Annotated in this window: 8 protein-coding genes; 4 read left to right on the forward strand and 4 right to left on the reverse strand. The window is 71.0% G+C overall.

Going from position 1 to position 12980, the window contains the following annotated elements; genetic code table 11:
- Positions 1-40: 40 nt before the first annotated feature.
- Positions 41-280: a DUF5302 domain-containing protein gene (locus tag KGA66_RS31415; protein ID WP_312886755.1), complete on the forward strand. Its 240-nt coding sequence runs from the start codon at positions 41-43 to the stop codon at positions 278-280.
- 145 nt (positions 281-425) lie between these two features.
- Here the strand turns inward: KGA66_RS31415 and egtD are convergent, their stop codons facing one another.
- From egtD to egtA, 3 genes are all read right to left on the reverse strand, one after another.
- Positions 426-2261: an L-histidine N(alpha)-methyltransferase gene (gene egtD, locus KGA66_RS29730; protein WP_246507035.1), complete on the reverse strand. Its 1836-nt coding sequence runs from the start codon at positions 2259-2261 to the stop codon at positions 426-428.
- Entirely contained in the window at positions 2261-3574 is a 1314-nt protein-coding gene (gene egtB, locus KGA66_RS04970; protein WP_246507052.1) for an ergothioneine biosynthesis protein EgtB, read from the reverse strand. Before egtB ends, egtD begins: the two co-directional genes overlap by 1 nt.
- Positions 3575-3650: 76 nt before the next feature.
- A complete protein-coding gene (gene egtA, locus KGA66_RS04975; RefSeq protein WP_211464983.1) occupies positions 3651-4949 on the reverse strand; it encodes an ergothioneine biosynthesis glutamate--cysteine ligase EgtA in 1299 nt (432 codons plus the stop codon).
- A 273-nt stretch (positions 4950-5222) separates the two neighbouring features.
- On the opposite strand from egtA, the gene KGA66_RS04980 reads away from it, so the two are divergent.
- The 3 genes from KGA66_RS04980 (at position 5223) to KGA66_RS04990 (ending at position 12344) form a co-directional block, all read left to right on the forward strand.
- On the forward strand, positions 5223-5426 hold the full coding sequence (locus KGA66_RS04980) for a hypothetical protein (RefSeq protein ID WP_211464985.1): 204 nt from the start codon (positions 5223-5225) through the stop codon (positions 5424-5426).
- Between the two features lie 499 nt (positions 5427-5925).
- Entirely contained in the window at positions 5926-9861 is a 3936-nt protein-coding gene (locus tag KGA66_RS04985; RefSeq protein ID WP_211464986.1) for a hypothetical protein, read from the forward strand.
- 92 nt (positions 9862-9953) lie between these two features.
- A complete protein-coding gene (locus KGA66_RS04990) occupies positions 9954-12344 on the forward strand; it encodes a Hint domain-containing protein (protein WP_211464994.1) in 2391 nt (796 codons plus the stop codon).
- 133 nt (positions 12345-12477) lie between these two features.
- Here KGA66_RS04990 and KGA66_RS04995 read toward each other — a convergent pair whose 3' ends face one another.
- Positions 12478-12642 carry a hypothetical protein gene (locus tag KGA66_RS04995; RefSeq protein WP_211464996.1) on the reverse strand — a complete coding sequence of 55 codons (165 nt, stop codon included), beginning with the start codon at positions 12640-12642 and terminating at the stop codon, positions 12478-12480.
- Between the last annotated feature and the right edge of the window lie 338 nt (positions 12643-12980).

Here is a 12980-nt window from a genome sequence, read left to right on the forward strand (position 1 = left end):
GGCGCGCGCAACTCTCGCGCGGCTGTGGGAAACTGCGAGGGTGAACGAGCCTGAGGTTGAGACGAGCGTTGCCGCCGAGGTGCCAGATTCCGAGGAGGCGGCGCCGCAGGAACCGGCCGCCGAGGACGAGATGAAGCGCAGGTTCCGCGAGGCGCTTGAACGCAAGCAGGGAAAGAACTCGGTCGTCAACGGTTCCGTGTCCGGCAAGGACCCGTCGAAGGCGCAGTCAGCCCACGGTCCTGCGGCGAGCCGACGTTCGTTCCGGCGCAAGAGCGGCTGACCTCCGGCCGGCGCTCGCCGCCCTCGAGCGAGGCGTTCCGGGGCGGCATACGGCAACGCGCGGGAACGGCCTCACGGTGCCCGAGTGCGCGGCGCGGTAAGGGCTCCCGACCGTCCCCGGCGACCGGGGACGGTCGAGGTCCGGTTCAGCGGCCGTCGGGCGCGGCGAGCAGGAGCGCGAAGCGCCGCGCGGAGTCAGTCCACCATTCGCGCACCTCGAATCCGGCGAGGTTGAGCTCGGCTATCAGGGACTCACGGCGGAACTTGGTCGAGATCTCGGTGAGCATCTCCTCGCCGTCGCCGAACTCCAGGGTCAGGTCGAGCGACTGGAGCCTGACCGTCTGCGCGCGGCGTGAGCGCAGCCACATCTCGATGCGTTCCTGTTGCGCGTTCCACACCGCATCGTGTTCGAACGCGTCGACGTCGAAGTCGGCGTCCAGTTCGCGGTTGAGCACGTGCAGCACGTTCTTGTTGAACGCGGCGGTCACGCCCCGGCCGTCGTTGTAGGCGCGCCTGAGCACATCAGGGTCCTTCACCAGATCCGCGCCGAGCAGAAACGTGTCCTTCTCCGCCATGACGGCGCGCAGGGCGGCGAAGAAGTCCCGGCGGCGTGCCGGTGTGAAGTTCCCGATCGTGCTGCCCAGAAAGGCGACCAGGCGCGGTCCCTCGCCGTGCGGCAGGACCAGTTCGCTCTCGAAGTCGGTGACGGTGGCCGCCACGTGCAGCGCCGGGTAGTCGCGGCACAACGCCTGGCCGGCCTCTTCGAGCGCGGACCTGCTCACGTCGAGCGGCGCGTAAAGCTCCAGGGTGCCGGCCTCCGTGAGCGCGTCCAGCAGCGTGCGTGTCTTGCGCGAGGAGCCCGCGCCGAATTCCACGAGGGTGCCGGCTGCCGTGTTCTGCGCGATCCGTGTGGCGCGGCGGTCGAGGATCTCGTGTTCGGCGCGGGTGAGGTAGTACTCGGGCAGCCGGGTGATCTCCTCGAACAGTTCGCTGCCGCGGGCGTCGTAGAACCATTTCGGCGGCAGCGAGCGCGGCGGTTCGGCCATGCCTTCGAGGACGTCGTCGCGCAGCCCCGTGACGAAGTAGTCCGGTTTCAGGCGGTGTTCGAGGGTGAAGCGCCGCCCGGGCGCGTGCGGCCCGGCCGGCTCGGCAGCGATATCCGGCCCCTGCCGCGCCACCGGGCCCGCACCGAGCCGGCCGATGGAGAGCCCTGAAACGCCGCCGCACACGAGGCTGTCTTCGGGCACTTCCCGCCACTGTCCGTTCTCGTCATCGGGCTCGGAGGCCAGCACCAGCGAGCCCGGCGCCTCGCGGTACCAGAGCGTGTCGCCGTGACGGGTCGCGGCGAGAGTGCGCCCATCGGTGAGCAACAGGTTCAGCCGCGCGTCCGGACGCGCGTCGGCGACCTGCCGGACCACCGAGACGAGCGCATCCTGCGGAGGTTCGCCCGCCCGCAGACGCGCACGCACCGCCGCCCACAGCAGCGCCGAGTCGCAGGAGGATTCGAGTTCGAGCAGTGCGGTCGCGCTGAGGCCGAGGTCGATCTGCCGCGGCAGCAGCCGCCAGTCCCGGATCGCGCCGTTGTGGCTGAACAGCCAGGGACCGTCCCGAAACGGAGCGGCCGCGCACTCGTCCCGGCTGGTGCCCTCGGTCGCGGAGCGCACCGCCGCCAGCACGGCGCCGGAGCGGATGACACGAGAGAGCTCGGTCAGGTTCGCGTCGCTCCAGATCGGCACCGAGCGCCGGTACCTGGCAGGTCGCGGCGCGGTTTCGGCGATGTCCGCGAGGTCGCCGACCCGCGCGGTGGCCGCGTCGGGCGCCGGATCGACCGGATACCATCCGACGCCGAAACCATCCGCGTTGACCGTGCCGTACCGCTGGAGCTTCGGCGCCCAGGACTGCCGGTAGAGGCTGTGCGGCGGATCGATCAGCACCTCGGCCAGCGTCACCGGCGCGCCCAGGTAGAGCAGGTGTCGGCACATCACCGGACTCCTTCGGCGTCGCGGGCCGTGCGAAATCCGCTGAAGATCTGCCGGCGGATCGGGTGATCCCAGTTTCGGAACGTGCCGCGGCAGGCGACCGGGTCCACGCCGAACGCCCCGCCCCGCAGCACCTTGTACTGCGGCCCGAAGAAGACCTCCGAGTACTCCTTGTAGGGATACGCGGTGAATCCGGGATGCGGGAGGAAGTCGCTGGCGGTCCACTCCCACACATCGCCGATCAACTGGTGCACACCGAGCGGCGAGGCCCCGTCCGGATAAGCACCGACCGGCGCGGGACGCAGGTGCCGCTGGCCGAGGTTCGCGTGCTGTGGCCCCGGATCGGCGTCTCCCCACGGGTAACGGCGGGATCGGCCGCCGTCCGGGTCGTGGCGCGCAGCCTTCTCCCATTCGGCTTCGGTCGGCAGCCGACGACCGGCCCAGCGCGCGTACGCGTCGGCCTCGTACCAGCACACGTGCATCACCGGCTCGTGCGGCGGCACCGGCTCGACCACACCGAAGCGCCGGCGCAGCCAGCCGTCGCCGTCGCGCTGCCAGAACAGCGGGGCTTCGAGCGCGGCGCCCTGCCGGTGCTCCCAGCCCGCGTCGCTCCACCAGCGCGGATCGCGGTAGCCGTCGTCGTCGATGAACCGCCGGTAGGCGGCGTTGGTCACCGGGAAGGTGTCCAGCCAGAACGCCGGCACGCCGGCCAGGTGCGCGGGGCGTTCGTTGTCCAGCGCCCACGGTTCGGTGGAGGTCCCCATGACGAACGGGCCGCCGGGGACGAGCACTTCGCACGGCAGGTCCGCGGGATCGACCGCGGCCGGCGGCGGGTCCGCGGCGGTGAGCGCCGCGGCGCCGCGGCGCAGTTGGTGGGTGGCCAGCATGGTCTCGTCGTGCTGCTGCTCGTGTTGGGCAATCATGCCGAAGACGAAAGCGTCGCCGAGCAGTGCGTCCCCGCGACCGCCGGCCTGCTTGAGGGCGGCGCGGTCGAGCACGTCGAGCGCGTGTTCACGCACGTCGGCGATGTACGCGCGGGCCCGGTCCGGCGAGAGCAGGGGAAGAGCGGGACGGTCGGCGCGGGGGTGCTGGAACGCGTCGTACATCGCGTCCAGCTCGGGGCGCAGCGCCGGGCGGCGCCCCGCCTCCCGCACCAGCCAGATCTCCTCCTGGTTGCCGACGTGGGCCAGGTCCCAGACCAGCGGCGACATCAGCGGCGAGTGCTGTGCCTTGAGCTCGTCGTCATCGACGCACCCGGTGAGGGCGAGGGTGCGGTCACGGGCGGTCAGCAGCGCGGTGGCGGCCCGTTCCCTCAGCGCCTCGGGATCGGCGGCAGGCGAGCGCCCGGGGCCGGAAGCCGGAACGGAGGCGAGTGCCCCGGAGGCGGTTTCGTCACTGCGCGAGGTGAGTTCGTCGGACACGGTCTGCCTTCCTTCGGTCGGGCGACGCGGACGTGCCGCGGCGTAGTGCGTCGAGCTGGTCATCGGCCGGGCAGCGGCCCCGTTCGGCGTACTGCTCGATGAAGCCGCCGAGCCCGCGGCGCAGCGCCGCGGTGCTCGCGGACCGCCCCAGCGCCGTCTCGGCCGCGGCCAGGCAGGCACGCACCGCCTTGCCGATCTGCGGGTCGGCGGGTCCGTGGCGGGCCGCGCGCAGCCACACGGCGTGGTCAGGCAGCGCGCGGCCCCGGCAGTACGGCTCGGTGGCCTCGTAGGCGGCGTCGGCGGCGGCCGGGTCGTCGAGCAGGGCGGCGGTCGTGGCCGCGGCGACCTGCCAGCCGTCGCCGGGCTGGGCGTCGATCATGCGCAGCTCCAACCAGCCGCGCGGGCGCACCGGCGGGAAGAGCGTGGTCAGGTGGTAGTCGAGGTCGTCGCGGGTAGGCGGGGGCAGGCCGGGCACGCCACGCAGCCACGCGCGGAACGTCAGGCCGTGCGGTGCCGTCCAGTCGGAGCACTCGGGCCGGCGTATGCACAGCAGCGGGGCATCTAGGGCGTATCGCGCCCACGCGACGCCGGGATCGCTGTGATGGTGCGGCGGACGGGTGCGACCGGGATCGGTGCGATCCCACACGGCCTGCCTGGTGGAGCGCCAGCCGGTGGCCGAGTCGCGGTGGATCGGGGAGTTGGCGAAGGCCGCCACCAGCACCGGGCCGAGCCGGTGCGCCAGTTGCCAGCGGCGGCGATAGCCGGCGGCGCCATCGACGAGAAGTCCCGCGTCGAGGTTGATCTGCGCGGAGGCGGTGCTGCGCATCATGACCCGGCCCCAGGGTCCGGCGCGGTCGAAGTGCGCCTCCATGGCGCGGTATCGCGGATGGTCGAGCACCCGCGGGGGGCTGCGTAGCGGGTCGAGCCCGCTGCCGACGAGCGCGAGCCCGTGATCTGCGCAGATCCGGCGCAGGATCGCGAGATCCGCGGCGGTCCGGGCGACACAGTCGGCGAGGCCGACGCCGGGCGGGGCGCTGAGCTCGATCTGACCGCCGGGTTCACGGGTGATCGCGCTGCCGTGGACGAACTCGTGCGCGGTGAGCGCCGAAAGCACCAGGTCAAGGCGATCGGCGGAGACCGGCGAGCGTGGATCGCAACCGTCGTGGACCAGCCACTCCAGTTCGACACCCACCCGCACGGGTGGTCCGGTCTTGAAGCACACGCCGTGCACGTACGCCTCGGCGTCCTCCTCGTGCAGTACAGCGTCCATGGCGCCCTCTCGGATCGAATCGGTCGCGCTCCCCTGACGGAGATCGCGCCTCAGATCACCGTACGGGAAGCTTGGTGACCACGAAACGCCCAAAAAGCGCACATTGGGGAACCGGCGCTGCGGACGCCACGGACCCGCCGCTCACCCACAGCCGTCTCGCAGCGAACCGCGACCATCGTCATCACAGTGCTCGACGATAAGGGCTCTGGTTGCTTCGCAGCATGATCGCGCAGATGGTGTGAGACCTCCGCGGCCACCGGGAGCACCGCCAACGTGCAAGCCCCGCCGAACGCCCAGTTCGAACAGGTCGGCACCGACCGGACCGGTCGCAGCCTGGTGATCTCGACGGAGTACACGACCGATGTCCCGGACGAACCGACCGGTATCCCGCTTGTCCTGCCTGCCGATCCGGCCCGGTGGGTGGCAGACCTCTGCGCGACGGTGCCGCGTGCTCTCCGAGCGGGCAGCGTGTTCTGACGCGCTCGCGCCGCCTGACCGCGTACGGAGCTGGAGAATGCGCTTCCGGGTCCGCGTCCGGTCCGAACGCGCCGCACCGCGCCGCACCACACCGCGCCGGATGCGATCAAGGACTCGGCCATCGGGGTGAAAACCGGCGACGCGGCATAAAGTCCGATCCCTGATTCACCGATAACCCGAACATATCAAAGCCCACCATACATACACAGTTCCGTGAGCAGCGCGGACGAGGTTGTCGGCGAGCGCAGGGACGCCGGGCGTGGCGGCGCGGAGAAACGCCCCGCCGCCCGGGGAGCGCTCGTTGCGATGGCGCGTGCCCATGGCGGGATCCGCGTGCGCTCCCGCTGCGCCTCTTGGCTCGGTTACTCGGCAGTACGACGTATCAGCGCCCGGGGAGCAGCACTCTACTTTCCGTGCCTCGTCTGAGTGCCGCTGGGGAGGCGGCGCCGGCAGGCCGGCGTCCAGGTGTTCACGGACGCATCTCTGGGAGGAATCAGCGTTGAACGACAACAGCGCATACGCGTCCGCTTGGGACGCCCACATCGCCGGACTGCAGAAGGAGCGGCGCGCCGTGAGGGCTGCCCGCGACCAGCAGGTCGAGGCGCTGTACCCGCACGCGCGCACCTTCGTGCTCAAGATCGCCGAGCCGGTGCTCGACACCCCCGGAGCCGACGTGGACGACGTGCCCGGGACGCTGACCCTGGTCACCCCCGACCACCGCGACCCGGCCCGCGACCAGTTCTACGTGGGCCCGCACCCGGTGCTCGGCCGGAACCTCACCTGGAACAAGCACTTCGAAGAGCTCGACTTCACCACCTCCGACGGCACCCGCGGGCTGCGCGGGCACCTGCGGCTGACCCACTCGCGGCTGCGTGCCTTCGGCATCCTGACCATCGGCGGCAACGACTACTCAGTGGAGTACGAGGTCCCGCCGCAGCGCTACACCGTGAAGGTCGCCAAGGACGCGGCGTACCTGGCCGGCGACAACGCGACCATCACCTGGGACACCGAGTCCGACCGGTGGCGCAACGCGGCCTGGTCCGCGGACCCGGTCCTGGAGTTCACCTACGGCGTCAACGGCGAGGAGATCATCGGCGACGAGAAGGTCTACACCTTCATCGCCTCGTTCAAGGACGCGGCCACCGGCCGCGACTGGATTCCGGACGCCTTCACCTACAGCGGCTACCTGACCCAGAACCTGAAGCTCGGCTTCGCCCTGGTCGGCGGCACCAAGGCGCCCGTCGGCCCGGGGGCCGACTACTTCCCCTACGCCCTGTCCTCGAAGATGTCGGAGTTCGCCTACGACTTCGACGGCGGCATGGTGATCGGCTCGGCCGGCTACGGCGGCACCTGCTACGGCGTGATCGGCACCTGGGCCCGGCGCCCGGCGGCCGGGCTGTACCTGCTCGAGGGCGACGGCCACACCGCGCACGCCTCCGTGCACGACGGCGCCCTGTACGTCGGCGGGCAGCGGGTGCCCCACTCGGCGCTCGAGGGCGACACGCTCAGCTGGTCCGGGCTCTACCAGGACCTGGCCGACGCCGCCGGGCTGCCGTCGGCCGGCCACCTGGTGTTCTCCGCGGACGGCTCCGAGGTCACGGCCTCCTCGTTCAAGGTGACCGGCCGGCGGGTGACCCCGGACGAGGCGCTGGAGAAGGTCGACGCCGACGAGAGCGCGCTGCCGGTGCTGCGCGCCGCCCTGCGGCACAGCCGCAGCCTGCACGCCGAGCCGGGCCACGAACTGCGGGACCTGATCGCGATGAGCCAGTACTCGGTCGACTCGCAGGGCAGGTACTTCGACGCGGTCCAGCAGGGCTCGATGGACGACTTCTACATCATCCTGCAGAACTACATGGACCAGAACCTGCGCAAGCAGTTCTTCAACCCCGGCCCGCCGCCGCCGCTGGACCAGGACCTCTACGCGATCGCGCACATCACCGGGACCAAGGGCACCGACCCGATCCCGTGGTACGGATCGCTGTCCGTCCCGTACACCGCCTGCGCGCTGTCCAAGTTCAGCAGCGACCCCGCCGCCGCGCTGATCAACGGCCGGCGCGCCGAGGCGTGGCTGACCCAGGCCACCTCCGGCGGCGACGTGATGGCCGCCCAGGGCCCGCTGCTCTACCAGCGCCGGTACCAGGAGAAGTACAACAACCTCGACTGGTTCCTGGTGGATCAGAAGACGAACGCCGCCAAGTACGCCCCGATCATCGACGCCCAGGTGGAGAAGTGGATCGCCGATGCCAAGGCGGAGGCGATCGGCACGCCCGAGGAGATGGCCAAGCTCGAGAAGCAGATGCGCGACCTGGGCAAGTACGCCAAGGACCACGACCAGTACTGGGCGTTCGCGATCTACACGTACACGACCACTCCCGGCTATCTCAACATGCTGCAGACGATCCTGCTGACCGGCGGCGGCTACGACGGCTCCGAGTTCAGCCAGCGGGTGCAGCGCACCGTCGCCCTGCTCAACGTGCTGGACACCACCAGCAACTTCTCCCAGCAGTACGGCTACCTGTTGCAGCTGTTCCAGCTCGGCTCGATCCTGCCGCAGCTGTTCGACTTCAGCAGCGACCTGAGCGGGTTCAGCTTCGCGGTCAAGCAGATCGTGGACAAGTTCATCGAGCAGTACATCGACAGCCCGGACCCGAAGATGCGGGAGGCGGCCCAGCAGCTCCAGCAGAACGCCACCCAGGATCTGATCGACAAGGTGCTGCAGATCCTGCACGCCTCGGCCGCGGTCGGCCACGGCGTCTACGAGTGGGTGCACATTGCCAGCCGGTTCGAGAACACCTTCGGCAGGGTCTTCGCGCACATCCCGGCGGCCGTCGGCAAGCTGATCGCCCTGGCCGGCGCCGGCGCCATGATCGGATTCTTCGTGCTCGGCGCGTCCGACTTCGGTCAGCTCAGCCCGGCCGAGCAGGCCCTGGTGGTGGTCGGCGGGGCCAACGCGGTGGCCCAGCTGGTGCTCCCGATCCTGCAGCGCGGCCTGGCCCTGGGCGCGGTGTGGGACCCGAGCGTGCGGTGGTGGTCGAACCTGCGCAAGTTCTTCAGCCCCAAGCTGATCGACGACGCACTGACGAAGACCACGTCGACGGCCCGGATCTGGCTGATGTCGAACAAGGGAACCGCGGTGGGCTACCGGGTCCCCATCAAGCAGGCGTTCGCCGCGCGCTCGCTGTTCACCGCCCACAGCAACGTCCCGTTCAGCCAGCGGTTCAAGCTGACGGTGATGGGCCGCAACCTGGGCCAGTTCACCGCCCGGCTGCTCGGCTCGGCCTTCGCCATCATCGGCATCGTGCTGTCCTCCATCGCGCTGTCCCAGGAGAACGAACCGCTGGAACTGGCCGCGAACATCCTGTTCCTGACCGCCTCGGTGCTGGAACTGGTGGCCATCGTCGGCGGCTGGGCGGTGGCCGGCTCCGCGGTCGCGGTGGGCGGCATGCTGGTCAGCACGATCTTCGCGATCGTGTCGGTGGTCGGCGTGATCGCGCTGGTGGCCGGCATCATCCTGATCGCGATCATGATGAGCCGGCCCACCGAGTCGCCGGTGGAGACGTTCGCCAAGTCCTCCGGCACCTTCTACATGCCGTTCAAGACCGCGATCGAGTACTTCCAGGTCTACCAGCCCGCGGGCCAGCCGCAGCGGGCCGGCGTGGCCGTGCTGGCCGGCGGCGACGCCGGTAAGGCGCTGAAGATCGGCTCGGACGGCTCGGCGCGGGTCGCCCCTTACGACGGCACCGGGCACACCGCGTTCTACCTCAGCATCGACTCGACCGGGCGGGTGCAGATCGGCGCGCCGATCCTCGACTCCAAGAACGTGCCCGTGCTGTACGCGCTGGCCGTCGAGGACACCGGCGCGGTGGCCGCCAAGAGCGCTTCCGGCAAGGACGCCTCCCTGGACGCGCACCTGCTCTGGTACACCGAGGTGGTCGGCGAGGGCACCTACGAGGAGTCCGCCTCCGGCACCCGCGACCTGCGCGCGGCCCCGTTCAAGCTGTACACGGCGCTGAACGACGGCACCGCCAAGCGGCGGTACCTGGATGTCGACGGCGCCGGCGGCTGGACGCTGCGCGAGGGCGACGGCGTCGTCGTGACGTTGAAGATGGAGGTGGTCAAGCCGGGCGAGCTGACCATGGCCGACGTCACCTGGTACACCGTCGAGCACGACCAGCGCGCCGACCCGGCGCTGCAGGTGCCCGGCAGCCTGCCGCACCGCTGGACGATCGAGCCGGCGCTGCCCGAGGGCCTGGAGTTCCTGCCCGAGGAGGGCGCCGTCCAGATGCGCAAGGGCGTGGACGTGCCCCCGGCCGAGAAGAAGACCTACAAGCTGACCTGCAGCAACGACATCGGCACGGTCTCCGCCGAGTTCAGCCTGGCCGTCCTGGTCCCGGAATACGAGCCGGCCGTGGAACGCGAACTGGTCGCGGTCTGAGTCGCACCGCGCGGCCGGGAGCCTCACGGCTCCCGGCCGCGCGCCTGCGCACCCGAGACCGCCCATCCGTGACCGCCAGTCAGGAGACCACAGTGACTTCTCCGTTCGATCCGCGCGATGTCGAGGTGCTGGCCGCGGCCCTGCCCGGCACCGCCGACAACCCTCTCGGCCGCGCCACCCGCGGCGTGCTCGCCACGCACCTCAAGCGCTGCACCCCCGGGCACTACTCGCAGATGTTCGGCACCGGCCCGGCCTTCCGGGACATCTTCTTCGGCGGCGTCCAGCCGAATCCGCACGAGGGCGCGATCGTCACCCTGACCGGCCTTGACGACGCATTCTTCGCCTCGGTCTCAGTGGCCGCCCTGTGCCAGCAGATGGGCCAGTGCACCAGCCGGCTGCGCCCGCAGATCACCATGGGGCCCATCGCCAACGACCTGAACGCCTGGAACTCGCGCCTGATGACCGGCTCCTACCGGTTGTACGCCTACATGGCCGGGGTCACCGACGGCCCGATCCGCTCGGCTCTGTCCGCCTTTCCCGACCCCGCGGCGAAGCAGACGGCCAAGGACCACTATCTGGCCGGGCTCACCTCCGAGTCGTGGGTGACCGCGAAAAAGGTCCAGGAGGCCTCGCAACAGTGGCCCGACCGCGACTGGGAGCTGTTCCACCATTGGATCAAACTGACCGCGCTCGGTGCGGATCCGGCCGAGATCGACCGTGCGATCCAGACCATCATCACCATGGGGCTGGGCATTCCGGCGGCATACGGCCCGGCGCGCTGGCGCGAGCAGTCCCCGTGGTTCGGCCCCGGTCTCGGCGCGAGCGACGCGGCCGACGCGGTCGGCGCGATCCTGGAAACGCGCTGCCACGCCTATCCGGGCGGCGGATATTCGTGCATGGCCGAGGACAACTCCTTCGAGTTCACCGCCAACACCCAGCCCGGCACCCGGTACCGGCAACTGCCCAGCAGCTCGTGTTTCGTCGCCGGCACCCGCGTGGTGACGGCCGACGGGAGCCTGCGCCCGATCGAGGGCATCGTGCCCGGCGAACTGGTGGCCACTGCGCACGGGCCGAAGCGGGTCCTGCTGCGCGCCGAGACCCGGCGTGACGGGAGGACGTTGCAGCGGTTCGCCGGCGCCGGGTTCGCCTTCTCCGCGACGCATCCGTTCGTGGCGGCCCCGCAGCAGCCGGGCCGCGGGTACTACGCGGCGGCCGATCCCGCGGGCCTGGCCCGCGCCGTCCCCATGCTCGCGCCCTTTGGTATCAGAGCCCTGGTGGCAGGCGAGACGGAACTGGTCCGGCACACGCCCGAGGGCGCTGTCGCCTGGCCGGTTCCCGGTGTGGAACCGGCCCCTGATATCCGGCCCGAGCTGCTCTACGACCTGGTTGTCGACATCGGCGAGGACGGCCGCAGCGAGTACTTCGCCGGAGACGAGCGCACCCAGGTGCTGGTCAGCTCCGAGATGCCGCGCTTCGGCGCCGCCCCCGATGCCGCCTGGGTGCTGATGCGCATCCTGGAGCAGGTGACGCCGGTGATCCTGGAGGCCCTGGCACCCGTTGCGGACAAGTCCTTCGCGGACCTGGTGAACGTCGGGCTCACCAGCCTGTCGCGCACCCTGATGCCGGCCGTCGGACCCGACCTGCACCGGCACCCGGCGCAGTCGCCCGATGCCGGCGCGGTCGAGCCCGTCTCGCCGCTCCAGGCCGCCCGCGCCCTGGCCGGCGCGCTGGCCCGGCCGGAGGGCGGCGCCGACCGCCGGGCGACCGTCGTATTCGAACAGTTCGTCGCCGTCTTCGCCCCCCAGATCCAGGCCGCGCTCGCGATGGGCTGGCGCAGCTTCGACCTCGCCGCCGATGACGTCGCCAACCTGCTGACGGTCGACCTCTACGACATCGAACTGTTCCAGCCCGCCGCCCCGGACGCACCGGCGAGCGTGGACCTGGCCCTGGCCCGGGACGCCGTGAGCTACACCCGCCGCATCCCGGTCACCGGCCGGCCGAGCAGTTGGTATCTGACCTCTGACGGCCCGGCCTACTTCCCGGAGTGGAGCCGGCCCGAAGCGGAGGCATCGTGCTGGTCCTTGGCGCGTCCCGCGGTCTCAGGACCCGCGCTCCTTCCCCCGCCGTGGCCGCCCACGCCGCCCGAGCGCCTGCTCTGGGAGCTGCAGATCCACCTGGCGCCCTGGTCCGCCGCGAGCGCGAAGCTGCCGCTGCCCGCCGGCATCGCGCACGGCTACGAGGACTTCGTGGCCCCGCTGCTCGACCCGGACGGCAACGTCGTCGGCTGCGCCCGCGGTGACACCAGACTCCTGACTTCGGAGGCTTTCGCCGCCGAGTGGGAGGCGCGCCGGACCTGGAAGCCCGTGGACCAGGGCCGCATCGCCCACCGCCTGGCCGCCCTGGGCGGCCGTTACCTCGCGGACGGGTTCGCGAAGGCGATCGACGAATTCCGCTACTGCGCCGCGACGACCAGGACTCCCTGATCGCCATCGCCCGCCCGGCGCGACGCCGGCACGACGGATGCACAAAGCGCGCCGCAGTGCCCTGACTCGCGCGCAACACGGGCGGGCACGCCGGGTCACCCGGCAGAACCCGCGACGCGCCATCGTCCGCCGCTCACAACGCGCCGCCCTTCATCAATACCCTCGCATAGCGGCGGATCCTGGCCCGGTCCTCGGGAAGACAGCTCTCCCACCGCCGCTCCAACCGCATCCAGACCGCCGGCTGCGCCTCCTCGCCGGCCGGCGGCCGCGCCGGGTCGAGCCGACGCCGACAAGTCACCGCACCGGCTTCTCTCCGAAGTATCCCGTCACACGGTGGCGGACGCACCGGCCGTCAAGCGGCACGGCCGCACTGCGGACCCGTCAGCCCGGTTGGCCGGCGTCCATGGCCACGTTTCCGCCATGCACGGCATCGGGGGCGGTGTGCCGGCGTCCGGCGTGCCCCGGAGCGTGCTCACCAGGCCGGACACCCCCGTCGCCCGGCCTGGTGCCCCCCGACACGACAGAACCTATGACAGCTTTGGACTGCGCGAAGGACCACTTTGCACTGTGAAGCAGCCCTGCGGGTGTCGCACCGCACAGTGAGCCGCGTCGTACAGCCGCCGGCGGCCCGGATAA

It is taken from the genome of Actinocrinis puniceicyclus (assembly GCF_018283645.1).
GTDB classification, from domain to species: Bacteria; Actinomycetota; Actinomycetes; order Streptomycetales; family Catenulisporaceae; genus Actinocrinis; species Actinocrinis puniceicyclus.